27 protein-coding genes are annotated in these 26,008 nt (G+C 54.6%); 12 read left to right on the forward strand and 15 right to left on the reverse strand.

Going from position 1 to position 26,008, the window contains the following annotated elements; all coding sequences use genetic code 11:
- Positions 1-411 precede the first annotated feature (411 nt).
- Positions 412-1,851, reverse strand: coding sequence for a sulfatase-like hydrolase/transferase (locus ACFQJC_RS03915; RefSeq protein ID WP_390221943.1), 1,440 nt, complete (start codon positions 1,849-1,851; stop codon positions 412-414).
- A 372-nt stretch (positions 1,852-2,223) separates the two neighbouring features.
- Between ACFQJC_RS03915 and ACFQJC_RS03920 the strand changes: the two genes are divergently transcribed.
- A complete protein-coding gene (locus tag ACFQJC_RS03920) occupies positions 2,224-3,897 on the forward strand; it encodes a hypothetical protein (RefSeq protein WP_390221945.1) in 1,674 nt (557 codons plus the stop codon).
- Between the two features lie 157 nt (positions 3,898-4,054).
- Here the strand turns inward: ACFQJC_RS03920 and ACFQJC_RS03925 are convergent, their stop codons facing one another.
- From ACFQJC_RS03925 to ACFQJC_RS03945, 5 genes are all read right to left on the reverse strand, one after another.
- On the reverse strand, positions 4,055-5,266 hold the full coding sequence (locus tag ACFQJC_RS03925) for a glycosyltransferase family 4 protein (RefSeq protein ID WP_390221946.1): 1,212 nt from the start codon (positions 5,264-5,266) through the stop codon (positions 4,055-4,057).
- A gap of 89 nt (positions 5,267-5,355) precedes the next feature.
- Positions 5,356-6,408: a glycosyltransferase family 4 protein gene (locus ACFQJC_RS03930; RefSeq protein ID WP_390221947.1), complete on the reverse strand. Its 1,053-nt coding sequence runs from the start codon at positions 6,406-6,408 to the stop codon at positions 5,356-5,358.
- 73 nt (positions 6,409-6,481) lie between these two features.
- Positions 6,482-7,783 carry a sulfatase-like hydrolase/transferase gene (locus tag ACFQJC_RS03935; protein ID WP_390221948.1) on the reverse strand — a complete coding sequence of 434 codons (1,302 nt, stop codon included), beginning with the start codon at positions 7,781-7,783 and terminating at the stop codon, positions 6,482-6,484.
- A gap of 2 nt (positions 7,784-7,785) precedes the next feature.
- Entirely contained in the window at positions 7,786-7,998 is a 213-nt protein-coding gene (locus ACFQJC_RS03940) for a hypothetical protein (protein ID WP_390221949.1), read from the reverse strand.
- An 84-nt stretch (positions 7,999-8,082) separates the two neighbouring features.
- The gene (locus ACFQJC_RS03945) at positions 8,083-9,339 is read right to left on the reverse strand and encodes a sulfatase (protein ID WP_390221950.1); all 1,257 of its coding nucleotides are present in this window, start codon (positions 9,337-9,339) and stop codon (positions 8,083-8,085) included.
- A gap of 109 nt (positions 9,340-9,448) precedes the next feature.
- Between ACFQJC_RS03945 and ACFQJC_RS03950 the strand changes: the two genes are divergently transcribed.
- Complete coding sequence (locus ACFQJC_RS03950) at positions 9,449-10,594, forward strand: glycosyltransferase family 4 protein (protein ID WP_390221951.1); 1,146 nt, start codon at positions 9,449-9,451, stop codon at positions 10,592-10,594.
- Positions 10,595-10,645: 51 nt separating this feature from the next.
- Here the strand turns inward: ACFQJC_RS03950 and ACFQJC_RS03955 are convergent, their stop codons facing one another.
- Both ACFQJC_RS03955 and ACFQJC_RS03960 read right to left on the reverse strand, forming a co-directional pair.
- Positions 10,646-11,578, reverse strand: a complete 933-nt coding sequence (locus ACFQJC_RS03955) for an NAD-dependent epimerase/dehydratase family protein (RefSeq protein WP_390221952.1) — start codon at positions 11,576-11,578, stop codon at positions 10,646-10,648.
- Between the two features lie 111 nt (positions 11,579-11,689).
- The gene (locus ACFQJC_RS03960; protein ID WP_390221953.1) at positions 11,690-12,277 is read right to left on the reverse strand and encodes an acetyltransferase; all 588 of its coding nucleotides are present in this window, start codon (positions 12,275-12,277) and stop codon (positions 11,690-11,692) included.
- A 404-nt stretch (positions 12,278-12,681) separates the two neighbouring features.
- On the opposite strand from ACFQJC_RS03960, the gene ACFQJC_RS03965 reads away from it, so the two are divergent.
- The 4 genes from ACFQJC_RS03965 to ACFQJC_RS03980 all read left to right on the forward strand — a co-directional run bounded on the left by ACFQJC_RS03965 (position 12,682) and on the right by ACFQJC_RS03980 (position 15,761).
- Positions 12,682-13,035, forward strand: coding sequence for a hypothetical protein (locus ACFQJC_RS03965; protein WP_390221954.1), 354 nt, complete (start codon positions 12,682-12,684; stop codon positions 13,033-13,035).
- A gap of 296 nt (positions 13,036-13,331) precedes the next feature.
- Positions 13,332-14,588 carry a hypothetical protein gene (locus ACFQJC_RS03970; protein WP_390221955.1) on the forward strand — a complete coding sequence of 419 codons (1,257 nt, stop codon included), beginning with the start codon at positions 13,332-13,334 and terminating at the stop codon, positions 14,586-14,588.
- 63 nt (positions 14,589-14,651) lie between these two features.
- The gene (locus tag ACFQJC_RS03975; RefSeq protein ID WP_390221956.1) at positions 14,652-15,047 is read left to right on the forward strand and encodes a response regulator; all 396 of its coding nucleotides are present in this window, start codon (positions 14,652-14,654) and stop codon (positions 15,045-15,047) included.
- Positions 15,048-15,293: 246 nt separating this feature from the next.
- Positions 15,294-15,761, forward strand: coding sequence for a hypothetical protein (locus ACFQJC_RS03980; protein ID WP_390221957.1), 468 nt, complete (start codon positions 15,294-15,296; stop codon positions 15,759-15,761).
- 80 nt (positions 15,762-15,841) lie between these two features.
- Here the strand turns inward: ACFQJC_RS03980 and ACFQJC_RS03985 are convergent, their stop codons facing one another.
- Positions 15,842-17,002 (reverse strand): signal peptidase I, encoded by a 1,161-nt coding sequence (locus ACFQJC_RS03985; RefSeq protein ID WP_390221958.1) that lies wholly within the window; start codon positions 17,000-17,002, stop codon positions 15,842-15,844.
- Between the two features lie 278 nt (positions 17,003-17,280).
- Here ACFQJC_RS03985 and ACFQJC_RS03990 point away from each other — a divergent pair, with 278 nt between their 5' ends.
- The 4 genes from ACFQJC_RS03990 (at position 17,281) to ACFQJC_RS04005 (ending at position 19,832) form a co-directional block, all read left to right on the forward strand.
- Positions 17,281-17,874 (forward strand): hypothetical protein, encoded by a 594-nt coding sequence (locus tag ACFQJC_RS03990; RefSeq protein WP_390221959.1) that lies wholly within the window; start codon positions 17,281-17,283, stop codon positions 17,872-17,874.
- A 20-nt stretch (positions 17,875-17,894) separates the two neighbouring features.
- The gene (locus ACFQJC_RS03995; protein ID WP_390221960.1) at positions 17,895-18,545 is read left to right on the forward strand and encodes a hypothetical protein; all 651 of its coding nucleotides are present in this window, start codon (positions 17,895-17,897) and stop codon (positions 18,543-18,545) included.
- Positions 18,546-18,569: 24 nt separating this feature from the next.
- Positions 18,570-19,187 (forward strand): hypothetical protein, encoded by a 618-nt coding sequence (locus tag ACFQJC_RS04000; RefSeq protein ID WP_390221961.1) that lies wholly within the window; start codon positions 18,570-18,572, stop codon positions 19,185-19,187.
- 72 nt (positions 19,188-19,259) lie between these two features.
- Complete coding sequence (locus ACFQJC_RS04005) at positions 19,260-19,832, forward strand: DUF7344 domain-containing protein (protein WP_390221962.1); 573 nt, start codon at positions 19,260-19,262, stop codon at positions 19,830-19,832.
- 26 nt (positions 19,833-19,858) lie between these two features.
- Here ACFQJC_RS04005 and ACFQJC_RS04010 read toward each other — a convergent pair whose 3' ends face one another.
- A complete protein-coding gene (locus ACFQJC_RS04010; RefSeq protein WP_390221963.1) occupies positions 19,859-20,881 on the reverse strand; it encodes a DUF5305 domain-containing protein in 1,023 nt (340 codons plus the stop codon).
- A 119-nt stretch (positions 20,882-21,000) separates the two neighbouring features.
- Here ACFQJC_RS04010 and ACFQJC_RS04015 point away from each other — a divergent pair, with 119 nt between their 5' ends.
- Positions 21,001-21,927, forward strand: coding sequence for a hypothetical protein (locus ACFQJC_RS04015; protein WP_390221964.1), 927 nt, complete (start codon positions 21,001-21,003; stop codon positions 21,925-21,927).
- Between the two features lie 71 nt (positions 21,928-21,998).
- Here the strand turns inward: ACFQJC_RS04015 and ACFQJC_RS04020 are convergent, their stop codons facing one another.
- A complete protein-coding gene (locus ACFQJC_RS04020) occupies positions 21,999-22,907 on the reverse strand; it encodes a DUF7504 family protein (RefSeq protein ID WP_390221965.1) in 909 nt (302 codons plus the stop codon).
- A 694-nt stretch (positions 22,908-23,601) separates the two neighbouring features.
- On the opposite strand from ACFQJC_RS04020, the gene ACFQJC_RS04025 reads away from it, so the two are divergent.
- On the forward strand, positions 23,602-23,829 hold the full coding sequence (locus ACFQJC_RS04025; RefSeq protein ID WP_390221966.1) for a hypothetical protein: 228 nt from the start codon (positions 23,602-23,604) through the stop codon (positions 23,827-23,829).
- A gap of 391 nt (positions 23,830-24,220) precedes the next feature.
- Here ACFQJC_RS04025 and ACFQJC_RS04030 read toward each other — a convergent pair whose 3' ends face one another.
- From ACFQJC_RS04030 to ACFQJC_RS18230, 4 genes are all read right to left on the reverse strand, one after another.
- Complete coding sequence (locus ACFQJC_RS04030; RefSeq protein WP_390221967.1) at positions 24,221-24,613, reverse strand: hypothetical protein; 393 nt, start codon at positions 24,611-24,613, stop codon at positions 24,221-24,223.
- A 60-nt stretch (positions 24,614-24,673) separates the two neighbouring features.
- The gene (locus ACFQJC_RS04035; protein WP_390221968.1) at positions 24,674-24,982 is read right to left on the reverse strand and encodes a winged helix-turn-helix domain-containing protein; all 309 of its coding nucleotides are present in this window, start codon (positions 24,980-24,982) and stop codon (positions 24,674-24,676) included.
- A gap of 166 nt (positions 24,983-25,148) precedes the next feature.
- Positions 25,149-25,451 (reverse strand): ArsR family transcriptional regulator, encoded by a 303-nt coding sequence (locus ACFQJC_RS04040; protein WP_390221969.1) that lies wholly within the window; start codon positions 25,449-25,451, stop codon positions 25,149-25,151.
- A gap of 113 nt (positions 25,452-25,564) precedes the next feature.
- Positions 25,565-25,876, reverse strand: coding sequence for a DUF8103 family protein (locus tag ACFQJC_RS18230; protein WP_465261337.1), 312 nt, complete (start codon positions 25,874-25,876; stop codon positions 25,565-25,567).
- Between the last annotated feature and the right edge of the window lie 132 nt (positions 25,877-26,008).

Genomic DNA, 26,008 nt, shown 5'->3' on the forward strand with positions numbered 1-26,008 from the left:
CCAACTGCCAATACTCAAAATGGTGAGGCAGTAGGATATAATGAGTGAAAATCTACTAGTTATCAAAAAATCACATAACTATGGACAATTTCGACGAGATAGACCACTCTGGGAATAATCAATGAACGGCTGCTGATACAGTATTTGAGTTCAATTATCGCTGCGCGCGTAACGTTTCTTTTTGACCATTTGTGCCGGTGTGCCAATTATAGTTCATGGATATGAATTTTTTTATAATTGAGCTCGCTTTTCGCTATATTCACAGAGTGGATTTGAATAAATCACGATTATTTTCCCTAATATCGAGAGTGTTTTTGGGCATCAGAGAGGTTTTCATCAGATATTGGGAGTCAAAGTTCTGCTCGCGTATTCTGCGCGGCTAAAAGATGTGAATCAGCCGATTACTGATGCTTACTTGTATCCAAGTGCTTCAAGCCGCGCGTTTACAGCTGTACCAGTCTGTTGGAGGCCAGAATCCTGGAGCCACTCACGCTGACTCTCTGAGAGCGGTGCGACTGGGGTGTTTGCTTTCTCGCGATTATCTGGCGATATCTCGTACGTGGTGGTCTCAATCTCGGATCCTCCCCACGGGCACGAATGTACAGTCTGGACCCCATCATTGATGATACTGATTTTCAGGATTTCAAGTTCATCAAGCGCTGATGCGTCTTCTCCGTATTGGTCACGGAGTTCATTGACGCGCCACGTAGGCCCATCAACATAGGTTGCAACTTGTGGCTCTTCCCACACCGATGTAAATGAATCGACGGATGTAATTTCACCAGAGATTACGCCATCGAGTGCCTGTGCGAGGCCTACTAATGAAGTGGAGGTGTCAATATTTTTCTCTGTGAGTTCCCACGAGTCGGGGAAAGAGATGAACGCAGGGACAGAGATTCCGTGCGGGTGCGTTGAGACGTGATGTCCAACCATTCCTTCATCGCCAAATAGCTGGCCGTGATCACCTACGATTACGACTAGGGCATTTTGAAGGCGGTCATAATTCGAATCGAACCAGTCACTAACTAGCCTGTCGACGTAGGCAGCTTGGTGTTGATAGATTTCTTCCATCCAAGATTGTACTGTTCCCCACCTTTCAAACTCCGAACGTGTCTTTGCTGGCAGTGGTTCCTTGAATACGTACCCACGGTTGTCACACGCGGCGTAGAGTGCTTCAATCTCTGACAGTGAGGGCGTCAATTCGCTCTCCGGTGGCGGACAATAATGGGGATTATGTGTATCCAATAGATTCGCGACCGCGAAAACTGGTTTGTGACGGTTCATGTGATCCTCCAGGTGTGCTAGCACGCAATCGCCGTGGTGTGGGAATTCGGCCACAGATACATCAGCGAAATGCCTCTTTATCGATGTGAGTGTGTTAACAGTATCTCGAAGTGGTGTTTCACCGGTGAGGATATCTCTGCATGCTTTGATACCCGAGGTCACGGATTTATCTGAGAGTACACGTGCAGGCGACCAACTTGTAGGATACCGCTTGAGATCAACATCTTCGTCAACAACATCCATCCCGTCGTCAAAGCCGTTTGACGACCCGAAGGTTGGGTTTTCCGTAACAAGAACGCTCGTGTACCCTGCGTCTTGGGCATGTCTGGGTATTTTTCCTTTCCCGGCCGGAAGTGTGTCTCCACGTCTAGATGCCCCGTGAATGTCTGGGCTCTCTCCAGAAACGAGTGTCGCGTGCGCTGGGAGCGTCCAAGTTCCGCTTGAGTAACAATTTGAAACCGATAGGTCGGTTCGTTCTTCGATACGATTCAGTTTTTCACGCTCGGCAGCGCGTAAGCAATCTGGAACTAAAACCAGAATGCCGTGTGACATATTTCTATTACTCACATCGAACCTCGAACATATATGACTGCGGGTCAGACAACTCGCAGACTTTCGATTAAGCACCCTCTTGTGAATAGACCGTTACTTCTGAATACTCCTCGCTTCACTCCAGTCGGGGCGGGCATCGAGGCCGGTAATGTTAGACGTATTCGCAGAAACGACTGTATCTGTATCTTGTTGGGACATTGATCGACTCAGTTGAGTATTGTGATTACCCCTGTCCGGGAGGAATCGACGAGGTCGTCGCGAGAACCGCAAAATGAGTTAGGCGACGAGGTCGCAGTCGTTTAGCTATCGGTGCTCAATATGACTCGCATTGAGACTAGACAGAATTCTAGGAAAATTATTACGCGTTGAGTCTGATCTATTCACAAGATGGCAAAGAGCGCAAAACTAGCCGCATCGGTTGTTCTCCTCTCGCTCAGCCTCCACGTTCTGGGGTCACATGTAATAGGATATCTCTACCCGGCCGTATCGATCGCCCTAATAATCGGTGTGATTGGAATTCTACTTGTTCTGGTGGCAACTGACCTCCGTTCGTCTAAAGCGGTCTACCTACTTGCAGGTCTCAGTGCTTTTCACAGGGTTTGGCTTTATACTTTTCCTGCCAGTATGATGCGTTTCGACCCAGACGCCTACGCAGTTCGGAGCCAAGTCATTATCAACACAAGCAGTATTGACACCGTTGTCGGGGATTTCTATCACATTGCCGCCGCTTTTCCAATCACTGGAGCCGTAACTAGCCTCATAACAAATCTCAACATCGACGCGGCCTATGCCATATTCCCGCTCATCCTTGGCTTTGTCCTTCCTCTCTTCGCCGCGATCCTCGCCTGCCATGTCGTTCCTTCAAAGGCCTCAGCCCCGGTGGCAGCAGCAATCGTTACGGTTGGTGCCCCATCGACTACGTTTTCAATCGCACCAATTCCGATAACTCTCGCTTCAATTTTCCTCACGGGTGCAGTAGCCGTAGCTGTCCTGGCGCCAACACGCTTGCGCCTAAGATGGATTATATTGATTATGGTCTTCGGAGTCGGAGCTACTTTCACACACAAGCTTCCGCTGCTCATCCTAGCAGGCATTTCCGGCCTATTCGTGGTATACACCAAAGGACTGAGAGTCGTTAATAGTGAAGTCAGAGACAGCTACGGAAACATGCTTACTGGACTCGCTGGGTCACTACTCATCGTGCAATGGGCATACGCAACAAACTACCTTCAGGACGGGGTATTTCATATATTTGAACTCGTCGGTGTGAGTGTGGCAAACGGCAATGTAACCGCACCTTTGGCTGCTGAACGACTGAGTCAGCCTATGTTGGTTTCCTTGATGAACAACATCTTCTATCCGCTATTATTGGAAGTTGGTGGCGTTGCTGGACTTCTCTTTATACGCGAGTATCGCAGACGGAACGTTCGGATGCTCCAAGCCGCTGCAGGAGTAGCTGTCCTCCTTACTGTTCCGAGTGTTGTAACAGGATTGGGCCCCGGATTTCAAAGAGTCTACATATACGGGTCGGCGTTTGTGGCCGCACTCATCGCTGCTGGACTGACAAAAGTTGAGTGGACAGATTCACGCTGGCGACAAGTCTTTGCGGCCACAGCCGTCGTTGCAATCATCATTTCGAACCCACTGTCTGTAGCCGCGACACCCGACTACCCCGGAACACCCAGGCAGTACCTCACAGCGGCCGAAGTTGAGGGCAAACAATTCACCGACGACCACACGGAAGGCGTAGTTTATCGGGATTTGGTATATGGAGATGAAGTAGTCGACTTTGAGGCTGCATCTCGTGGAGATGACTGGCATCAAAGACAGGTTCCAAATCCGTGGGATCCGGGACTCTTGAGTTCGGAGTTGTACAACGGTACGCTCCTGACCAAAGGCTATGAGAGAGTGTCTCTACGCACAAATGTAGATGTCTGGCGTCTTCGTGGTGGGTGGTATCGACTAGACTGGAATCCTGAACAATCTCTCAACAAAGTATACAACCGCGTCTATTCAAATGGTGGAGTCGTAACCTATGATAAGCCTAGTGCCGTTGTCTAATCAAGAGAGGGAACTGTCAGTCGGTACGTAATCAAGCAGGCATATACAAACCCAGAACCCCCCAGATCTACAGTATTAAAAGGAACCATGAACAGTGGTCTGTTCTCTTATGGGTTAACGAGCCCAGTTTAGAGCACCATCAAATATGCCTTGTAACTCAAGTCTGTCTGGTTTTGTAACAATCCTCAAGTTGATTGATATGGTGTGTCATTGTATGACTTCTTGCCCAGTCTAAAGCATTTGAGCGGAGCCTATCACACTTGGATTGAAACACTATATCTCTTATCGTGATTGTTAGTTCCTCGGCGTCACCAGGCGAATACAAACCCCCTCGTTCTTCACTGGTGAGTTCAGGAATACCACCAATGTTTGCACCAATCACTGGAAGCCCTTCGGCAAAACTCTCATAAATAACCAGTGGTGAGTTCTCCATCCATATCGAGGGGACAACCGCGACTGAAACTGATCTCCTAAGTTCCTGAAGACGGTTGTCGGAAACAAAACCATGATATTCGACATTTGATAAGCCAGCAGCAACCTCCTTACTTCGGGTATCGTACGGGCCAGTACCGCAAAGGTGAAATGTAACCTCCGGAAGCTCTTCAGCGGCTTGGAATAACGTATCAAGGCCCTTGGCTTCTAGGTGCTTCCCGACATACAGGACCGAAGGACTCAAAGAGTCTTCTCCAGGCTTTGCTGCAACCTCGTCAACACCATGGGGAATACAAATGGAATCTATATCAGTAAAGAACCCGTGCTCACGGTGGACATCAATGACATGTTGACTTGGGCCAATGACTAAGTCCGGCTGACCAATCATTCTACGTTTTGCTTGAGCATAGACCTTACAAGGAGTCGGGGGATCCTCACAAACATCAAGCTCGCCATCGGGAGCGGTCATATCACGGAGTAAATTACTTTTTGGGCACATCAGGCTATAATCGTGTAGCGTATGTACATATCGAGCATCTGATTCGGAGATTGCCTTACCAGTCGATGCAGTAATTCCCATAAAATTATTCGAATGGACGACATCAGGTTGCCATTTGTTCAAAAAATTTGTAACTACTCTCTTTGCATGTGGATTGATTGTGTCTAGCTGATGCCAAAAAGCCTTTTTGAGTATATTATCCCCCGCGCCTTTACTTCGGTGTGACACATTCAGTGGGTAAAATCGATAGACTGGTATACCATCACGAGTCTCCCTCTGGATACTGAGGGATTCGCGATTAGATTCACTTGTGGTGGTTAATACAGAAACGTCATGTCCTCTTTTTTGCAGAGCGACTGCCGTTCGTTGAACGTAATTCTCCGCACCACCAAATACATCGGGCGGATATACACCATTCACGAGACAAACTCTCACCATTAGACTAAATGATATAATGTATACTGCGTAAATATTTCGGAAATTGACTTGGAGATGAATTGCATCGAGTTGGTAGTGATATTGGTGATTTAGACTGCATTTTCAATCACTGAAATCAATCTCTTTGCGACAGATTCCCAGGTGTATTTTTGTGCTTGTCTCTTCAATCGAGATTTGTTTATCGTACTGCTGTCAAGGACCTCGGTAATCCCTTTGGCAATATTGGAGGGAGAATCTGGATCGACGAATGTGGCGGCTTCATCTAGTACCTCGGGTAATGCACCACGATTACCTGCTACGACAGGAGTTCCACAGGCTAGAGATTCAACAGGAGGTAACCCAAAACCTTCGTAATACGAGGGAAAGACTAGTGCCTCTGCGTTTTCGTACGCATATTTGACTTCAAGCGCGTCGAGGTAACCACAGCGATGAACACCAGGAATGGGTTGAATTTCAAGATCTTGGAAGATATCCTTGTTAGATGGACCGATGAGTACCAGTTCAATTTCTCGTTCAGATTGTACTTTTTCATACGCTTGTAGTAACCCACTAATGTTCTTTCGAGGATTGAGTGATCCAACAAATAATAAATATTTGTCAGGGAGATTTATTTTGGTGCTGTTACCTCTGAAGTATCTGTTGTCAATGCCGTTGTAGATTACGTGGACTTGGTCCTCGGGTAAATCCAAAACAGTTAGAATCTCGTTCTTTGAAAATCGGGAGACGGTTACTATGGCATCACACGCAACAGCGGCCACGGGGACTGTGAGTTTTCGGTACAGTTGATGAATATTACTTGATAGTCCAAGTTGTGCATTTACATCATGCAAACACATAACGACCGGGATCTCCAACTCATGTAGAGGCGCGTTCCCGTTAGGACAATACAACACGTCAATGTCTGATTTACTCACAAGTAGCGGAAGAAGTGTACGTTCCCAAACTAAATCCCATATTTGGTTATCATGGTAACCCCCCGAGTAGAGTTCAGCATCGAATTCGGCAGCTAAAGATGAAGAACCGAACAAGACCACCTCATGGTCTTGATGTCTGATTAGTTCCTTTGCTAAGTTAATTGAAGCTTGAACTGCACCACCAGGCTCGTCGACAGAGAAAGTTCTGGCGTTTATTCCAATTTTCATTACTCAACTCCACCTGCAGCCAATTTTGGCAATATTTGGGAGTTTGGGATAAATATGCTAACCAAACTCATCATTATAAGATACCCTCACTATCCATTACTCCTAAGGTTTTCTCAATTCTATCTTTTTCTATCTGTGTAGCCTCATGACGGGTCAACACATCTCCAAGTATAGACGTTACATGTCTGTATTCACTACTGACGTCTACTAACTCCTCAGGATCAGAATCGAGGTTATACAGACGGTCTGTATTCTCGTTCCGAATCAATTTCCACTGATTTGTTCTAACCGCATTCTTGTGGTTATCCTCGACCTTTGAAACTGTGACCGGTTGAGTGTAAGAATGGGGGTCAAAATCTACGGAGTCACCGATATCAGTTAGAAGGTTAGGAAGGAGTTTAAGTGGAAATTGACTTTCTACATTAATAGATGAACTCACGTTGTGAATGAAGAACGGGACTCGGAGATTCTCGTCGTACAGGGTTTGCTCGTGTCCGAAGTTTCCGTGCTCTCCAAGTGCCTCTCCATGGTCCGAAGTGAAAACTAAAACTGGATCAAACTGATTGATCTCTTCTTCTAATTTCTTTACAAACCCATCAACAGAACGAACTGCGTCGCGATACGCCTGTGTAATCATCATTTTTGCATGTTCAGGTAACTCTCCATCAGATGTTTTGCCCTGCCAGTATCGAAGAATCGAATAATACATCTGCCAAGCCGAACTTTCTTTACGATACTTACGGGGAGAAATGTACGGTTGATGGCTATCTAGAATAAAAATCCAGAGAAAGAAAGGTTCTTCTAATTGCTTCAACTGTTCAGAAATCAAATCGAAGTAACCAGTCCATTGTGAAAACCACTCTTTCTTCGAATTCCATCCGAAGACGTCGATTGGTAGGACATCGAACCCAGCATTTGCAATCTTAAACAGCAGTGAATCTGAAAGATAATCTGAAGAAACATCTTCACTGTCTGCACTAATTTCGAAGAACTCGTCGAAACCAGCATCGAAATTAGTCTCCCGCGTTGTCCACGGGTTGGCAGTGAACGCGGCGGTTTGATAGCCTCGCTGTCGCAATCTTTCACTAATGTGAACGAACCGATTCATATGGTGACCAATTCGTTGTTGCCGGTGCTCCCAGTCGTGCATTGTCCACTCATCGTCATTGCTCATGAACTCGCCTGTAGACAATACAGGAACTGAAGAAGGCGTCCTTGGTCCCGGTGCGATTGCCTGAGTATATGACACCCCTTCGTTGGCAAGAGTATCCATTGTGGGTGTTAAATCTGAATTATGATTCACGAACCCACAGTGGTCTGCCCGAAGACTATCGGCTGTGACAAGTACGATATTTTGGCAGGAGTCTTCGCTCATGGTTACTCCTCCAGATAGCCTAGTGATTGTAGTCGGCTCTGGACGTCTTCTCGAGATTGTGTAGAGTCTGTTTCCTTTTCCGACCCACGTTCAACCCTTGTGACCGCTTCTGAAAGAACAAACCCTATGTACTCATCAACACTGCTAAACTCCGTATGTTTTATTCTGTCTTCGATTCGGCCTACAAGATTATCAGAGATCGTTATGTCTGCCATCAGTCAACCCTATTGGTAAGTATTGTATTTGTACACGGACTGTTACTTGTCGGTTTCGCTCTAATTGTACTATTCATTAAATCACTATTTATATCCAAGCGCTTCTAACCGCCGCTCAATCTCTTCGTCCACTTCTTCATCATCCCCTGCTGACTCTCCGTTCTCGATAGCGACACGTGCGCAAATGTGCTCTCGAAGCTCCGACTGAAGACTCAGCCCTTTAGACTCTGTGAATTCGATATCACCCGTCTCTATGTCGCGTTCGCAGTAACACACCTCGTCTTTTGTCCGAGCCGCATACCTTCGAAGATGACTGTGTTCCTTTTCACCGCGAGCCTGTGAAAAGACGCAACGAGTCTCGTCCTGCGTCAACTCGACAAGCGAAAACTCAGACTCACCACCAACGCTCTTCTCGACAGTCGCTACTATATCGAGCGTACTCACAGGTGTCTCGATAACTCCACTCTCACCACTCGGTTCTCGAACGATAAACGGCACGTGCGTAATCTCATCATGCACATACCGCGGATGTTCGTAGTACCCATGTTCACCAAACGCGTCGCCGTGGTCGGCAGTAAAAATGAGAAGCGAGTTCTCCAACAACTCACGCTCACGAAGTTCGTCCAACAACTCACCAATTTTCTCGTCGTTGTACCGAATCTCTGCGTCGTAGAGGTCGATCAACAACTGCCGTTCGTCGTCCGTAATCGACTCAGGTTTCTTGATCGCTCGCTGGTACAGCGACTGTGCGTCTCGGTCCGAAACCGTATCGTCTCGATACAATGTCGACCACTCACCCGGGGGCTCGTATGGACCATGAGTGTCCATGTAGTGATTCCAGAGGAAGAATGGCTGGTCGCTGTCAAGAGAATCAATCCAGTCCAATGAACGCTCATTAATCTCTTCTGCCCGAGCGTAGTGCCGGTTACGGATCTTGTCCAATGCCCGCTGAGCAAGCGCAATTAGTTTGTGCTGTCCAAGATGGAGGTCGTCGTCGAACTTATCGAATCCCTGGTCGAAGCCGTATGCACGCGAAACGAATGGGTTCGAGTGGAAGCCCCCAGTAGCGAATCCTTCTTCGGAAAGTGTGGAAGCAACCGTTTCTGTTGCAAGTCGATACTTCGAATCGATTGCAGTGTCTGGATACTCACCGGTCAACAACGCAGGCACTGCTTCGCGTGTGTGCGAACTCGCACTGTAGGCATTAGTGAAGTGCAGCGATTCTGCAGCGAGTTCGTCCAACACAGGCGACGTCTCTCGATGATACCCGTGACACGAGAGATGGTCAGCTCGAAGGGCGTCGGCTGACAGGAGGATAATGTTATCCCAGTCAGTAGTCATCTATTTTGTAGATATCCAACCACCGTTATATTAGTAGCGTTCCAGCCAGTCCTGAGATAATTCACACGAACCGAAAAGACATTGAGCAGTGGGAGAGTCAACACCAGTAATGGATGTCGCGTATATTTCGAATGTCGTTTATCCCTTTAATACCGGAGGCGCAGAAAAACGCATCCACGAAATCGCCACCCGCCTCTCACAAAACGGCCACGACGTGACCATCTACGGCCGCCACTTCTGGGACGGCCCCCAAGAGACGACACACGAAGGCGTCACGCTCCGAGCAGTCGCGCCCGCAACCGACCTCTACACGGACGACCGACGCTCGATCACCGAAGCCATCGACTTCGCCGCCCGGCTCGCCTACCCACTCGCCAAACGACTCCACGCCAACGACCACGACCTCGTCGTCGCCTCTGTCTTTCCCTATTTCCCCGTTCTCGCGTCGAAACTCGCCGCACTCGGCACCGACACACCACTCGTCACGACCTGGCACGAGGTGTGGGGCGACTATTGGGAGGAGTACCTCGGCGCACTGGCTCCCTGTGGAAAGCTCGTCGAACACCTCACAGTCAACGTTCCCCAACACCCAATTGCCGTCTCGGGTATCACGGCCGACCGCCTGGCCGAGGTCGGCCCGGACAGAGAGACGGTCGAAGTCGTCCCGAACGGTATCGATATCGACCAGATACGCGATGCACCACTCCCCGACGAAAACGAATCGTTCGACATCCTCTTCGCCGGACGGCTCATCGCCGACAAGAACGTCTCACTCCTCCTCGATGCGTTCGATAGAGTCGCCGACGAGTACGATGCGACCCTCGGTATCGTCGGCGATGGCCCGGAGTCTGACCGACTCCAGGCACAGGCAAACAGCCTCACCCATGCAGACCGGGTGAGTTTCCTCGGCTTCCTCGACGAGTACGAAGACGTACTCGGACACATGCGTGCAGCGGACATTTTCGCGTCACCCTCGACGCGCGAAGGATTCGGAATCACGTACGCCGAAGCGATGGCCGCAGACTGTACGGTGATTGGTGCGGTCCACCCCGAGTCTGCTGCAAGCGAGGTCATCGGTGACGCCGGCTATCTTGTAGACCCGACCGTCGAATCCGTCGCCACCGAATTAGAACGCGCGCTGAGCGGGTATCGCCCGCCGATAGATCCACGCACGCGAGCACAGCGATACGACTGGGACAGCGTTACAGAACGAGCAGCGGCGACCTACGAGCGTGCTATCGAAGGCACGTGGTAAGGCCAGGCTCGTCGCGTGGGGTGTGGGCGAGAGCACCCAAACGCCCCGCTCTCACTGACTCACTTCCGTCTCCAAATACGGCTCACAAACCTTCTCCACGCCCTCCTCAAAGCTAACCTCAGGCTCCCACCCGGTCGCCTCGTGCATCTTAGAATAATCAGCCATCGTATCGTGGACGTACACCTCGAAGGGGTTGTCCACGTACACAGGCTCCACCGACGTACCGAGCACCTCGTTGATCATGGCGACCATCTCGTTGAAGTCGTAGCTCACGCCCGTCCCCAGATTGAACACGCCCTGAAGCCTCTCATCCGCCGCAAGCTCCAACCCACGGACGATATCGTCAACGTGAGTAAAATCACGCGTCTGCGACCCGTCTCCGAACAACTCCGGCGACTCGCCGTTCGCAATCTGGTGGGCGAACTGGGCCACGGTATTCGCAAATTCACCCTTGTGCTCTTCTGCCCCGCCGAAGCCTTGGTACACCGAGAAGAAGCGCATCCCGGCCATCGACATCCCATAGTGGTTGTGGAAGTACTCCGCATATCGTTCACGGGCCAGCTTCGAGGCTTCGTATCCCGTCCGCGCCTCTACTGACATGCTCTCAGGCGACGGCTCCGTCCGCGACCCGTAAATCGACGAGGTCGTCGCGTATACCACGGTCTCACACCCATCCGCTCGCGCCTGTTCGACCGTATTGACGAACCCTTCGATGTTCACACGGGCACCCGTCGTCGGGTCCTCTTCGTGCATCTTGTACGACGAGAGCGCCGCGAGGTGGAACACGACGTCCACACCCTCGGTCGGCAAGTCGTCGTCGAGGACGCTCGCGTCGTGGAACTCGACGCTCGGTTCGAGATTCTCGGGTGTGCCGAGATAGAGGTCGTCGAGAGCGACGACGTCGTTATCTGCTGCGAGATGATTGGCGAGATTCGACCCGATAAAGCCCGCACCGCCAGTGACGAGGACTCGTTTTCCGTCCATGATTCGACCTCCTCGGGGAGTGACAAGTAGGTGTCGGACGAGGGGTCGTGAGAAGATAACGACGAGCAGTCTTCGAGCGACTCGGAATGCGTCCCTCAAGAGGCGGCCAGACTACTCGCTCTGCAACTCGTGATGCAACGCAGACGTGACCACGTCCACGAACACCGCGTGCGCTTCGAGCGTCCTCCGGAGCGCCTCGTAGTACGCCACGGGGTCGCCAGCGATGAAGCGGGCATCCGACTGCCAAATCACGCGTCCGGTTCCACGGCCGCCACTAATCTGCTCGTGTGCGTCGTGCCCGACTGCGTCGAGTTCGGAGTATATCCGCTCTCGAAGTCTCGAATACCGAGAGCCGTCTTCGAAGTCGGCATCACCGTGTATCCCGTCTTCGAGGTGTAATTCGACACGGAGTTGCCCGCGTTCGAGCGCGCGAGGAGTCGGGTAGTGTTCGAAGTGCACGTCGAATCCGGCCTCCCTCCCCAGACGCCACGCGTGTGGCGTGATTCGGCCCCACGGCTTTCCCGTATCGGTGAACTCCCACTCGTGGGTCGCCGTTGGCGGGTAGCGTCGAAGGTAGTCTGCCCACTCGTACTGGAGCACCTCACGTGCGAGTTTCGAGACGGCATCGCGGGTGGCGTCGAGTTGGGTCTCGTAATCGAGATAGAAACTCGACTCGTCGGCCGCGTCTGTGCCATTCATACCCACTCGGTGGCGGTACAGACGGATAAATGGTCGATATCGTTCTCGCGTTGCTACTGGGTTAACAGCAAATTTATTCCTGAACGTCTCAGAGACAGTTCTCGTCATCGACACCCGGAGGAATCGAGAGACAGCGGCGTAGTACGCGAGTGAAGTGGGCACTCGAGTCTTCCACCCCCGATTGGCAAAGAGTCCGTGTCGCTTCCGACGAGCAACTCGCGTGCAACAGTCGTACACATCCGTTCTCCGGGAGAATCAGGAGGGTGAACTCGAGTGAAACCAACGGTAAAGAGAAATGGATGCCGACAAGCGGCGAAATCGACGGGCTTCGAGTCGGTGAACTGGCTCGAAACGTGTCTGACTCGTGGAGGTACATTGATACGTGCTGGCTGGGAGTGACCACTGTGAGCCTCTACGAATCGATTCACGAGTTCGTCGGCGAACACGAGACCCTGCTCTCGGTCGGACAGTACGACCAGAAGACGGTCATCCTGACGGAGACCCGCCTCGTCGAACTCGAACATCCCACAGGCCATTCGGCACCGGACGCGGTCAGGTCGGTCCGGTCGATTCACCTCTCGCGCCCGTCGATAATCGGCTACTCGGTCGAACTCGCCGACGAGCAAACCACGATTTCGTTCCACAACGACTCGGGAGCGGCAGTCGAATCCGTCACACTCCCGATGTGCGACCACCGCTTTGCTGTCGTGTTCTCGACGACCGTCGGTAGTCGTGACGTGCTGTCGCCCTCGGCCTAATCACCCGAAACAGGAGAACCCTCGTTGGGTACCGAACCGACGCGTTCCGAAGCGGTATAACGCACTTATGGTCGTTACACTATGGCCTTCGTGAACTACTACACGTCGTTCGGAGTCTCCGAGTTGGCACCATGGAAACGTATTTGTGAACAGACACGTGACTACAGGTAACCGTGGAAGCGTCGCATCGGTGTGCGTACGTACACGACTGTTCGTCCGAGACGAATCACGCCCACTCGGGCGAAACGGACGTGTGGCACTGTCCGCATCCTGCGAGCGACGGTTTCGAGTACTGTGTGTTTCACACCCCGATCGAAGACAAAGACGCCGACTCGACCCGCGTGGCGTTGGTCGAGACCGTCAACGACCCCGACGAGCCATCGGCGTTCGTCGGTGCGCAGTTCGACGGTCTGGACCTCGGAGGCGAGACGCTCAGGAGCGACGAGACGATCGACCTCAGTGGCGTGTTAGTTCAGGCCGACCTCGACCTCAGTGAGGCGACTGTAGACGCCAAACTCCGATTGGACGCGGCGTCGGTCGGCGGCACACTATCCATGCGGCGACTCGAAGCGACCGCAGGAATCTCGTGTCGGCACCTCCAGACCGGCCGCCAGTGGGTACTCTCCGATGCGACTATCGAGGGGAGACTCGATGCGCTTGGGTTCAGTGGCATCTCCTTCGTCGCCACCGACATTCGCGTCACGGGCGGTCTCTCGGTCAGAAAGGCGACGGTGGACGGGAATGTCAATCTCACGCGAGCGGCGGTCGGCGGCCCGGTGTGGCTCTCACACACGCACGTCGGCGGCCATTTCGACACCGAAGGAGCAGTGTACACCGGCCGTCTGACCCTCGCACACTGTCGGGTCGATGGCGACGTCACACTCCGAAAGACGACGGTCAAAGGGAGACTCTCGCTCGAACATCTCGACGCGTGCGGCGCGGTCGATGCGACCCGACTCCACGTCGCCGAGGGCGTCGATGCGAGGAGTAGCCAATTCGGCGGCGAGGCAGACTTCACCGAGTTCACCGCCACCGGCGGTCCCATCGCTTTCGACTACGCTCGGTTCGACGCGGCAGTGTCCTTTGACGCTGCGAGGGTCGAAAGCTCGCAGTTCGCGTGTAGAAACGCCCACTTCGAACGGTCGGTCTCGTTCGTCCGTGCTGCCTTCGCGGGAACGCTCACCTTCTCGGGTGCACGGTTCGGCCCAGGGTCAGCACTCCGGATGGTCGGAACCATCGTCGGCAACGACGTCGTCTGTGACCACGCCGCCTTCGACGGCGACGTATACTGGAATGATTTGCGAGTGGGCGAGAACGTGGACTTCTCGGACTGTACCGTCACCACCCTCGAGTTCGGCGTCGCAATCGGTGGCCGGTTGGACTTCGCGTACACGTACGTCTCCGAGCGTGCGGACTTCACAGACACAGTCGTCCACGGACCTGCTCGCTTCACGTGTGCGCGGTTCGACACCAACCCGTCGCTCTCCGACGCAGCACTCAACGGCGACGTCGCCGTGTACGACCTGTCGGTCCACTCTCCCGAGACGCACTGAGCGACTGGCAGTACTCTCAGCCAGCGAAAGTGTGATATACGTTGTTCGAGAACTCACAGACGCGTGTCAGAAACTACTGCAGAGGTAACTCCGCAGGTACTCGTCTACGGGGTGCCTCCCAGCGGAGCGTGGGGTGTAGACAGCGACGTTGACGTGTGGTACACGAGTTCCAGCCACGAGTTGGTTCAGGCGTTGCGGAGGCAGGTTCCACAGTTGCTGCTCTGCCTTCACGCACCTCCGAAGTACGATGGAATCGAAGCTGTGAGGGCCGTCCGCCGACTCGACCCGGGTGCTCCGGTCGTCCTCGCCACGCACCACCGAGACACCATGACCAATCTGCAAGCAGCACAGTCAACGGTGACCTGGAGCGTGGAACTCTCGACCGACGAACCCGTGTCTGACGGCCTGTTCGACGTGGTTACAGACGCGAGCGAGTGGTTCGAGTCCCAAACGGCGTAACGTATCTCTCGTGAGGAGATTCAGTTCTCTCACAGATTTGTGTAACACCCATAGTGCTGTCATACAACGTATCTCAACTGGTCTCGATTGCTTCAGTAAAAAACAGACACGACCGACTCCGCGGTTTCAGCGTGGTCGTTCGATACACCAGCGTGTGCCTCCCGAAGTGTACAAGAGGGTAGGCGACGACGTTCACGTACGCAAGACGGTCGTAGTCAAATGAATCAGACGTTGAAGCGTATCGGAGTGCTGTTCGTCGTCCTCGGGGTGGCGTTCGCCACCGTCCCGACCGGGAGCTTCAGCTCGATGGCTGGAGAGCGGGCTGTCTCGGTTGACGTCGCCGGCCCTGGTGACGATTCGTTGATCGATATGCGAGGCACGGGAGAAGTCGCCACGCCTCGTCCGGATTTTCTTCCCTTTCTCGTGTTTTTCAGTTCCCCCGAGGCCATGGTCGTAAACAACATCGGCTCGCCAACGACGGTCACGTATCAAGTGAGTATCGACGAGGGATTGAGCGCGTATCCGAGGTGGCGATATCAGTCGTCCGGTCAAAGCGAGATTAGCGAAGGCAGCCCCTTAGAGATATACGCTTGGTGCGGCGATACGACCGGAAGTGGGATAGCGAATCTCACCGTCGAGATATCCGACGCGCAGGCTGGGAACCTGACGATTCAGACTGCAACACTAACCACTCGAATACCGTACGACTGTTGATGCCCCAGCGAGCCCTTCGTAGCGACATCGGCTCGGCGTCCGATTCGAGGGAGTTCGACAGCGGTCACGATCGAAAGCAGTCACAAGAAACGCCGTTTAATCTCCTCGGCCAGTGAGATATCCCGACCGACGCTCCGCATTCGAATCGGAGTCATACCGAGCGTGAAGACACCGAGAACGAGCGCTCCCAGTACGAGGACGGCATCGATTGCGGCGATAGCGACGTACGGATGAACGTCGTGGAGGGCGGTGATAACCGACTGTGGAAGCAGCGGGACGTACCGCTGTTCCGAAATTTCCCTGGTGTACGCGCCAGTCTCCTCGGGGGCACGAATCGTGAGCGTCGTCGTGGCGTTGGCTTGCCCGGAGATGAGGAACACCGACTGCCCGAACGAGACGTCGGGATGGGTAGACTCCACGAGAACCATCGTCGGAACGAACCCCCTGTTCGTCAGTCGATACTCGACTGTCGTCGTCTCGCCGGCGCCGACGACGAGCGGGCTCTCGTTCGGCGATTGCGAACTGACGATGTCGAGCGACGTCGTCCCCGAACCGAAGACCATACTCGCGGTCGCAGGCACGGTGACGAGGAGAACGAGGACGAACAGGACGAACCCGGCAGAGAGGTAGTTCGGACGACGACGACTCCGCGTCGCTGGTTCACGACTGCCGCCGAGAACGTCGAGGGCGACGCTCAGTGCGATCAGTCCGCCGCCGATTCCGACGAGGACCATCGGTGAGAACGCACCGCCTGCGGCAGCATCCACCCCGAAAAGTGCGGCGAATCCCCCGAGAATTCCGGAGAACACACCGGTCAGCGCCTGCACGCCCCCACCGAGTCCGGGGATGACGACGACGCCACCACCAACTTCGAGCGCCTCGGCGACGATTCGAGACTCGCTGACCGGTGGTTCGACGTTGTCCTGGTCTGTGAAGGGGTTCGCGTCCCCTCTCGTGATGTACCCCGCTGGGGTCTCCCGGACGACACGATGCGTCGTCAACCCCCCACCGTGGAGATTCTCTGCACGGAAGACGACGATGTCGCCCGCCTCTGGCGAGTCGGTGAGTACCGACGGCACCGCGACGAATCCGTCGCCGGGTTCCATCGTCGGCGACATGCTGCCTGTCTCGACGTACCCAAAGAGAACTGGTTGACCGAGTGCGTAGCCGAAGAGAAGTGCAACCACAGCTCCGAGGAGCAGCACGACCACCACGTACGTGGCAAGCTTCGAGACCTTCACGCGTCAGTGACTGTTATGTCACTCGCCGTGATAAAGTATCGCGTCGAATCGACGAGAGCAGTTCTGACGAGACCTACTCCCAGTAGAGGGGTTCGAGAACGAACGGCGCTGTCCATCGACGACTCGAACCGAGAGACCGGAACCCACCGAGACGCTTGGAAAGGCGAGCTTGAACCCCCGAAACGCCACCGTGAACCCGTTCAAGCAGGTGAATACAAAGTGGCTAGGGTTCGACGAACCGAACAACGACACACTACCGTGTCACGGAGAACATACCAATGGGAATCAATCGACGTAACGTGTTGATCGGGCTGGGAGCGATTGTCGGTGGCGGCGGTGCACTCGTCGGGACTGGCGCGTTCAGTACAGTGAGTGCACAGCGGTCAGTGACCGCGAATACGGCCGGAGACGGGAGTGCGTACCTCGAAATCGAGTCGGCTAGCGACTACATCGTTGACGACGGTACCACGAATCAGCTCGAAATCAGTCTCACCGCGGATGGGAACACCACGACGGATTCCGGCTTCAACGACGAGGCCATAACGACCATCGAAGGCATCGTCACCATCACCAACAACGCGGCTTCGGGGTCCGGTACCGCACCGACAATCGACGTTGGACTCTCGAACTCGGACCCGGGGGCGACCCCGCCTTCGACGCCCACGTCTGGAGAGGCGACGGTCACGGTCGCCGACGGAAACGGCCAGGAAGCCAAGGTGACCTTCTATTTAGGAGCTGTTGGGAGCAGCCCAGGAGCAGCGACCCTGACCCCCGGGGAATCTGTCGATGTTGACGTCGAAATCGATACCACGGGGAACAATGCTGCACCCGCGAGCGACCAAGGGCTGACCATCATCGCAGTCTCACAGTAGACCCGACACTCACCACGCTCATGAAACGACGAAACGTCCTCACCGCGGTCGGAACGCTCGCACTCGGAGTCGGCACAGCACTCGGAACTGGCGCAGTAGACGTCGTCTCGAGCAACAGCGATGGAAGCTTTCAGGTCGTCGCGCCGGGTGCAGAGATTCGAATCGACCCCGCGGATTCGGTGGGGCCGAACGTCCAGAAAGACACCACAATCGACGTTTCGGCTCTCGAACCGGACGACATCCCGGTGGCGACCGTCAGCGGGAACGACGGCCAGATGGTCACGATACAGGTCGCCGTCTCGGCGACTGCAGACGTTGACTTCGGCGACGTGCTGAAGATAACGAACAACAGCACCGAGAACACAGACTACGACGTCGGATTCGCCTACACGGGGTTCGGGACCGCCGTCGAGGATGGCAGTATTCCGAAAGCAGACGTGGTCGAAGCGTTCCAGTTTACGAGCGGAACGCAGACCGTCTCGTCGGACTGGGCAGACCCGCAGTACGACCCGAAGAATCAGGTCTCCGTTCCTGCGGGGACCTCAGCGACTGTCGGCCTGGAGGTCCTGCAGACCGATAGTATCGCAAACTTCGTCTCGGGGTCGTTCACCGATGACGGCGAGAGTACCGTCCTCATCGACGAGGTGTCTGCTGTCGCAGACCAACAGTAATCGTTGAACACCGATACATCCCCCATGCCTACACGCCGCCAGATACTCTTCCTGCTTGGCAATCTCTTCACGCTCGGGGGACTCGTCGGTGTCGGAGCATCCGAAACCGTGCGTTCCGCTTCGAGTGCATCCTTCCGCGTCGTCGGCAGCGACGACGCCGACATCGAGTTGACTCCGGCGAACGACTCGCCGGTTCACGTCGAGACTGACTCGGACGGTGCGGTCAGTGCTATCACCCCGGGGGGAGACGACGACGGCCTGAACGTCCGGGCGGTGACGCGGTTCGAAGACCTCGTCCAGTTGACGAACGTCGGAACGAAGACTATCGAGGGTATCTTCTTCTCGTTCGAGGCGACCAGCGAGACTCTCTCGGCGACGACGCTCGACGCCATCGAGGCGACGCTCGCGGCGACGACCGCAGATGCGACACTCGACTCCACCGGACCGAGCGGAGACGACCTCCTCGCTGCGAGTTCGGCCGAAGCGGCCGCCGATGGTAGCCTCGACCCCGGCGAAGCCGTCCCGTTCGGGTTACAGGTTGATCTCGTCCCGAATGGCGGTGCCCAGTCTCTCGAAGTGCTTCCACCGAGCGACGAGTACGAGGTAACACTCCGAATTCACACCGAGTTGCCCGACGCGTGAGCACCAGTGAGCCAGCGAACACCGCCTCGGGAGAGAAGATAAGTACTAGGCGACAGTATTCGTAGCTGACACATGGGTAAGACGGGTGTTGGTGGACTACTCGAGAGAGGGTCGCCCGAAGAAGAGGCAGGCATCTCGAAAGACGAGGTTTTCGACCTGATGAGTAACCATCGGCGACGGTACGCCATCCACCACTGCAAACAGGTCGATGGCCCAGTTTCACTCTCTGACCTCGCAGAACAGGTCGCCGCGTGGGAGAAAGACAAAGAGATTAGCGAACTCCGGTCGGCAGAGCGAAAGACGGTGTACACGTCGCTCCAGCAAACACATCTCCCACGACTCGACCGTGTCGGTATCGTCACGTACGAGAACGGGGAAGTCGAGTTGACGGACCAGATCGAACGACTCGACATCTACCTCGACGTCGTCCCCGAGAACTCCATTCCGTGGGGCGTGTACTACCTCGGTCTCTCGCTCCTTTCGAGTCTGGTCATCGTCGGACTCTGGGCAGGTGTCCTCCCGACCGAAGCGATTCCGACACTCGTGTACCCCACGATAATTATCGCTGCATTCGCGGTCTCAGCAACGTACCACACCCTGACGAACCGACGCTATCGGTTCGAGAACCTCGACGAACCGCTCTGAATTAGAAACCGAATGCGCGCTCAGACTCAGAGATTGAGCCACGCACGCGCATGAAGGTCTTCGAGCGAGTAGTAGTATATCTCGCTCCCGTCGATGACGGCGTAGACCTCGATGTTGGGGTCGTAGATGACGCGCCGATTGGTGTCGATGGCGACATCGACGAGGTCCTCCAACGAGCGTATCGAGATGTACTGCTTTTCGGACTCGGTCGGGAACTCCCCCCGCGATATCCACTCGTCGTGCCGACTGCGTGAGATGCGCGTCCGAAGCGCGTCGGGGTCACTGTCCGCTTCTGTGCGGATGATGAGTCCACAGAGTCCGAACAGGACGAGACCGAGTGCGGCGAGGCTCCCGTATTTTGTGGGGTCGGACGGCCGCTGGACGTCTCGTTGCACCGTCTCCGAGCGAGTCTGGGAGTCGGCAACCGCGCCGTCGAGGTAGTACGCCTGACCGGAGATGATGAAGGGTGCGCTCGCCGTGAGCGTTCCTTCGTACGAGTCAGTTCGGTAGGTGACGTTCAACTCGAGGAAGGTACGGAAGTGACCGACACCGCGCGTTTCGGCCCGTTTCCGCTGGAGGGCTTGGCGCATCGCAGAGACGTTTATCGAGCGGTCGGTGACGAGACGGCCGTCCGAGACGGTGCGCTGTTCGTCGAGGAGTACCTCTTCAGACTGGTAGAACGGTTCGTCGCCTCGGAGACCGACGACTTCCATCGTGAGTCGCTGAGAGACTGTCACCTCCTGGTTAGAGGGGACTTTCGTATCGACGTGAAACGACAGGTTCGGCGTCACGGGAACGAAGTACGCAGACCGGTTTTCGAGCCTCTCTCCACGTTCGTACAGGGTCGAATTCCCGGTCACGACGGCACTCGTGCCGACCGAAGAATCGATAGTCTGGACGTTACGCTCCTCGGAGATGGTCTGTGTCGTCGGCGTCAGAAAGAGGTAGCCGGCACCGGCGAGACAGAAGAGACCCACGACTGCGAAGAGCACGACGAGGAGACGAGCCTGTTCGGTGACGAACAGTTCGAGACGGTCTTCAATAGCCATCGGAGAGAGATGACGGCAGTTGCGAACGAGGCGTAGTCATTATCGGTAGTATGTCAACACGGAACAAAACTTTTGTCCTAGAGACGTGAACTTCTCGAAAGAGAGAGTGTTAGCGTACGATGTCCAACGAGCCGTCAGACCGGAGTGAGCGGGAACGTAACCAGCAGACGTTCGACGACTGGTTGGAACAGAAAGCGGCTGAGACCGGGAGTTCGAGAGAACAAGTTCTCGAACAGTTACTCGGTTCGTACTGGACACTCAAAGAGATCACCCAACTGGTTGACGAGCGGGGAAAGCCACAACTCCACACCGAGGGTGACGAGGCGACAGCCACCGATGCGCGCCGGGACGGAACAAGCATCGAAAACGCAGTGACCGAAACAGAGTTCGCCGAGTTGCTCGACGACCTCGAAGCGGTCGAAGCAGACGTCGAAGCAGTCGAAGCAGACGTCGAGGAGATACGGGAACGCTCGAACGATATCGATGACGTCACTTCGTCGCTCGAGGCCGGTCAAGCGCGGCTTCGCAGCCGATTGGACGACGAATTCGAGCATCTGCAAACGATTCTCACCTACCTCGTCCAGACGGGTGACGACCGCGACGCCCGAATCACCGAGACCCAAACTCAGTTTCGAGCGGAGATTAGAGAACTCCGGGCCGAACGTGAACAGCTCCGTCGCCTCAGACGAGAGGCGCAGCGCCTCGGAACCCACGGTGCCGATTGCGAGCAGTGTGGTGAGCATATCGACCTCGCGTTACTCACCGGGCCTGACTGTCCGCATTGCAATCGACCGCTGACGGGAGTGAAAGAGGAGACGAACTGGCTGGTTCTCTCGCGGTACACTGTGACGACCGGGAGTTCGACGCAATCGTCGGGGTCGAGTGGGACCGATGCAGCAGACGACGAGCGGCCCTCGTCACACCGCGATGCCGGAACATCTGCGAGCGACGCATCAAACGAAGGGTCACGGGCGGAGACCGAACACCCGGACGAGTCGGTCGAATCCACCTCGATAGACGAGGGCGAGTTCGAGTGGCTCTCCTGACGAGTGTGAGCGCAGACTTTCTTCCTGACTACACACGCAGACTCTCCTCACAGTCCACGCCTCGGTGAGACCTAGCGACGCGTGACAGACCCGTCGCCGTCGAATTCGAGCACTGCATCGAACAGCGAGAAGAACGTCCGTACTGTCTGTTCGTCGTGGGAAGTTGGGTCGAGGTGGAAGTGTGCTCGACCGCCTGCTGCCCGGATTCGTTCGAGCAGGATATGTAGAAACTGGAAGACTCGCTGGTCGTCGTTGACGGCGTTGATGAGGTTCGAGAGCGAGTAGAAACAGACGGTAACCGGTATTTCGTCGTCGGCACAACCGACCAACACTTTCGTCGTCAGGATGCCTATCCGACGGAGGTCACGCGGAGAGATTACCTTCAGAACATCCACTCGTGCGTCGTAGTCGCCGACCAGGTCCGCACTCGTGAACCTTCTCGCGTCGATGAGGGTCTGCTGTTCGACCCCCTCACGTCGGGTATTACGGAGGATGTCGAGTTGCGCATCGAGTGGCGTGTCGATGAAAACCGAGAGCCGACGATGAGTCGTTCCCTCCGACGTCGGTTCCGGGACCATCAACCGTTCGCAGCAATGGAACGCGGCCTCGCAGGTCGTCGGTCCGACCAGCAGAACGTTCGAGTCTTCGCTGGCGAACTCGACCGCGGAATCCACCGAAGCGTCGAACCCACCACTCGCTGACGACGCGTCGGCGTCGGTCTCATCGAAACTGAACACCGAAGAGGGTCGCTCGACCGATGGGCCTTCGTCGGACTCGGGACGTCGGTCACGAATGGAATCCGCGAGCGCCGACAGCGACGGAGCAGTCTCCGAGTCAGTACTACCGCTGGGCGTGTGTGCACGCGGTTGCGCTGTCGCTGAAGAACTCACTTCCTCGGCGAGTTCGTCGAAGAGCGACGAGTTCCGCTCGTCAGCGTTCGACGCGGACGAATGTGACCTCGTCTCGTCATGTCCGCTCATGCGAAGTGATGGATAACGGAACAGATAAAATTTTGTGTAGGTTGCGTGCTGCGAGGCGTCACCAACCCAGACACGGCGACGAACGGGAAGAGCGCGGGTATCGAGCCTATTCGACGCCCCTTTCACGAGAGTATCTGCGACACGGAAACCAGCGTACTACGAACTCGGCAGTACGTCTGAACCGATCAACGACTATCGCCCGTCGAACGAGAGGCAAAACGCGGCCAGAGTGCCTGTTGGTAGGTCAAGGCACAATCTATGGACTCTGACCAGATTAACAACAAGTAGACCACATATTAAATCTACCGTTGGCATATGTCAGTGGGGTATGTCAGTGTCAGTGTCAGTGCCTTGGAATCGACGAGGGGTGTGCGGACCGCCCGTCGGTGAAAGACACTAGCCAATTCAGAGGAAGTCGAGACAGCCGTCCGGACGATGCGAATGGATGGCGAAGAGTTTGTGTACTCCCGGACAGAACAGGTGGTCGAACTAACGACGAAACGATTCGAAATCGTATCAGCGTAGAACAAAGGAGAGCCACATTCCCCCGTTCAATCTGCGATTCGCGCGACAAGTGGGTCAGAGAGCCACGCGGTTGCTCACCGGATGGACTCGAGAATCACCAGCTGTCCACGGACTGCAACTCTGTTTTCTGGGCGTTTCGGTCACCCTTCTCGCCTACTGCCTGTTCGTCTTGAACCGGCCTTCTGTCGGTCTTCCGGCGGCCGCGGGGCTGGTAACGACGATTACTGCACTCCGACACGACGAACTCGGACAAGTGGGAGTACTCGTCGTCCTGTGGGTCATTCTCGGTGTCTCTCTCTCGACGACACGACTCGTGTACATCTTCCCCGCACTGAGTGCGGTCGTTATCTCGTACCTCGGGTGGGATACGCTTCGAATCGATACCGTGGAAACTTGAGAGAGACTGACATCTTGGGGGAGTATACCTCTCCAAAATAGTATTGTTGAATATTTACAATATAGCTTATGAATGAAAGTATCTAAGTTCGGGGAGACTTGGTCAAAACAACGTAACACACCCAATTACGCCAATTTTCAGTAGAGTAACCAGTGAGCCTTCTCAGAACAGGATAGTTTGCAAAAACAACGAGAAAAAGCGAAAATATTGTTGGAGAATTGGCCTTGATGGAGAGATTGGATGCATTAATAAAGCGAATAATGTCGGAATTTGCTAGAAAAGTTAGATAATAGAGCAGAATAGAATTGTGTCTAAAACACAAAATCGTCGCGTCAGATTTTGACTACATACTGCAAAGAGACAGAAAGCAGACAGTCATACAACCGTTCGATTACCGCTTTCCGAATCGGATTCCGTCTTCGACGAGTCGAAGGTTACGTTCGCGGTCCACGTGAGAAGCGAGCCAATCGTACGATTGGAGTTGCAGAATCAAGTCCGCCTGGAGATTCCGCCACGCAATCGCGTAGATGGGTGATTGGCCCCACGCACGAAGTTCGGGAATGAACTCGTCGTATCGCTCGTAGTGCGTTTCGAGTCGTTCGATTGCATCGACGACGTACGCTGCCGCATCAGCCTCCGTATCGGCGTCTTCGAGTGCCCGATTCAATCGCTGTTCGAGCCCATCGACTGCCTTCTGCATGTCCTGTGCTGCGGCCCCATCAGACTCCGGGAGCGCATCGATAATCGGCTTCGGGACGCCAAGCGAGAGGGGTTCGATTTCCATGGTATGTGGTGGGAGACCAGATGACAAAAAAGCGGCGCAGTGGTGGCCGAAGTCGCCGAACTACTGGACTGACTCGTCGGGACTCGCCTCAGCGGCTTCGTGAATCAGTTCGAGGAAATCGACGTCGGGGTCTTTGTTCGCACTTCGATACTGCAACGCGGCGACGCCCACCGAGGTGATTTCGTACAGACCCGAATTTTTCGCCGGGCCAACCCGCTGGGTACAGCCTAGTTCACAGAGCGTTCGGAGCCGAGTGTTCATGTACGTGCGTTCGCGGTCTAACGCCACCGCGAGGTTGACCGCATTGTTTCGACCATTCGATTGGAGATACCCCAGAATATCGAAGTCGGTTGGTTCTACAAGTTGCATTTGTCTGGTATTTTTTGGCGCGAAAAATTCGCCATATCGATATTCATACTACATACCAACAGTACATAAAAACACTGCCAGCGGGTGCTGACTATCAAAAGCGGGGAAAAGGGCGGCGGAGTGCCTCCGAAGGCCGCCCAGCCTCCGAAATCGTTCGTTTCAGTGATTATTCGACGTCGAACCGCTCGCGGACTTCGGATTCGACCAGTTCGTCGAAATCGACTCCTTCACTGCGATACTGGTCGCGGTGCGCCGCCGCGACCCTCCCCTTGTCGGTTATTTCGTACAGCCCGGAGTTCGGTGCGGGCCCGACACGCGTGAGGAGACCGTAGTCTGCTAAGATAGGAAGGCGTGTGTTGATGTACGACCGATTCTTGTCAAGGATATACGAGAGGTTTACTGCCGTATTTCGCCTCCCGTTTGAGAGGGCCTCTAGTATATCGAAGTCGGTTGGGACGGCCAACTTCATGAGTGCATGTTACCACCTATTGTTAAATAAGCAACCCATGTAGGCCGGCTACAATGGCCAGTTTCTACAGAAAGAACGATTCGAGGCAGAGAATTAGAAGCTGTATTTGAATCTTACTGCCGATACTCAAGCCCATCTCGCGCAAGTTGCAGATCTTCAAGGATTTCTTCGTGGAGAGCGATAGCGTCGTCGAGATATCGAGTCGTCGAGTCGGAGTTGCCACTCTCTCCGGCGTACTGTCGCGCCTGCAGTAAGTGCATCTCGAGTGCTCGTGACGTTGCATCGTTCGCAGCCAACAATGACCGGACAATCGTCCACTCGACATCGTCGTCATTAGGAAGTTCGTCGAATGGACTTCCCACCCCCTCATGTCGTTCTGACATCACATACACAATGAACCTGTCATCGTAATAAATAGTACACATAGTTGTCGCTCGACAGTTGGTCGAACGCTGTGCGAGAAGAGGATATACGCCCTATTTAACCCGGTTTTTTCAGAGAGATTGGTCGATATCACACTTTTCTACCCGACGAGACGCTGCGCAGGTATGCCTCTC

This window comes from Haloferax namakaokahaiae, assembly GCF_042663225.1.
GTDB classification, from domain to species: domain Archaea; phylum Halobacteriota; class Halobacteria; order Halobacteriales; family Haloferacaceae; genus Haloferax; species Haloferax namakaokahaiae.

Excerpts from the sequence above, each read along its gene's own strand:
- ACFQJC_RS03995 (WP_390221960.1), top strand. The coding sequence starts at position 17,895 with ATGAAACGACGAAACGTCCTCACCGCGGTCGGAACGCTCGCACTCGGA.
- ACFQJC_RS04040 (WP_390221969.1), bottom strand. The coding sequence starts at position 25,451 with ATGAAGTTGGCCGTCCCAACCGACTTCGATATACTAGAGGCCCTCTCA.
- ACFQJC_RS04020 (WP_390221965.1), bottom strand. The coding sequence starts at position 22,907 with ATGAGCGGACATGACGAGACGAGGTCACATTCGTCCGCGTCGAACGCT.
- ACFQJC_RS03950 (WP_390221951.1), top strand. The coding sequence starts at position 9,449 with ATGGATGTCGCGTATATTTCGAATGTCGTTTATCCCTTTAATACCGGA.
- ACFQJC_RS04015 (WP_390221964.1), top strand. The coding sequence starts at position 21,001 with ATGTCCAACGAGCCGTCAGACCGGAGTGAGCGGGAACGTAACCAGCAG.
- ACFQJC_RS03940 (WP_390221949.1), bottom strand. The coding sequence starts at position 7,998 with ATGGCAGACATAACGATCTCTGATAATCTTGTAGGCCGAATCGAAGAC.
- ACFQJC_RS03960 (WP_390221953.1), bottom strand. The coding sequence starts at position 12,277 with ATGAATGGCACAGACGCGGCCGACGAGTCGAGTTTCTATCTCGATTAC.
- ACFQJC_RS03990 (WP_390221959.1), top strand. The coding sequence starts at position 17,281 with ATGGGAATCAATCGACGTAACGTGTTGATCGGGCTGGGAGCGATTGTC.
- ACFQJC_RS03925 (WP_390221946.1), bottom strand. The coding sequence starts at position 5,266 with ATGGTGAGAGTTTGTCTCGTGAATGGTGTATATCCGCCCGATGTATTT.
- ACFQJC_RS04035 (WP_390221968.1), bottom strand. The coding sequence starts at position 24,982 with ATGCAACTTGTAGAACCAACCGACTTCGATATTCTGGGGTATCTCCAA.
- ACFQJC_RS04030 (WP_390221967.1), bottom strand. The coding sequence starts at position 24,613 with ATGGAAATCGAACCCCTCTCGCTTGGCGTCCCGAAGCCGATTATCGAT.
- ACFQJC_RS04005 (WP_390221962.1), top strand. The coding sequence starts at position 19,260 with ATGGGTAAGACGGGTGTTGGTGGACTACTCGAGAGAGGGTCGCCCGAA.
- ACFQJC_RS03920 (WP_390221945.1), top strand. The coding sequence starts at position 2,224 with ATGGCAAAGAGCGCAAAACTAGCCGCATCGGTTGTTCTCCTCTCGCTC.
- ACFQJC_RS03945 (WP_390221950.1), bottom strand. The coding sequence starts at position 9,339 with ATGACTACTGACTGGGATAACATTATCCTCCTGTCAGCCGACGCCCTT.
- ACFQJC_RS04010 (WP_390221963.1), bottom strand. The coding sequence starts at position 20,881 with ATGGCTATTGAAGACCGTCTCGAACTGTTCGTCACCGAACAGGCTCGT.
- ACFQJC_RS03955 (WP_390221952.1), bottom strand. The coding sequence starts at position 11,578 with ATGGACGGAAAACGAGTCCTCGTCACTGGCGGTGCGGGCTTTATCGGG.
- ACFQJC_RS04000 (WP_390221961.1), top strand. The coding sequence starts at position 18,570 with ATGCCTACACGCCGCCAGATACTCTTCCTGCTTGGCAATCTCTTCACG.
- ACFQJC_RS18230 (WP_465261337.1), bottom strand. The coding sequence starts at position 25,876 with ATGTGTACTATTTATTACGATGACAGGTTCATTGTGTATGTGATGTCA.
- ACFQJC_RS03930 (WP_390221947.1), bottom strand. The coding sequence starts at position 6,408 with ATGAAAATTGGAATAAACGCCAGAACTTTCTCTGTCGACGAGCCTGGT.
- ACFQJC_RS03935 (WP_390221948.1), bottom strand. The coding sequence starts at position 7,783 with ATGAGCGAAGACTCCTGCCAAAATATCGTACTTGTCACAGCCGATAGT.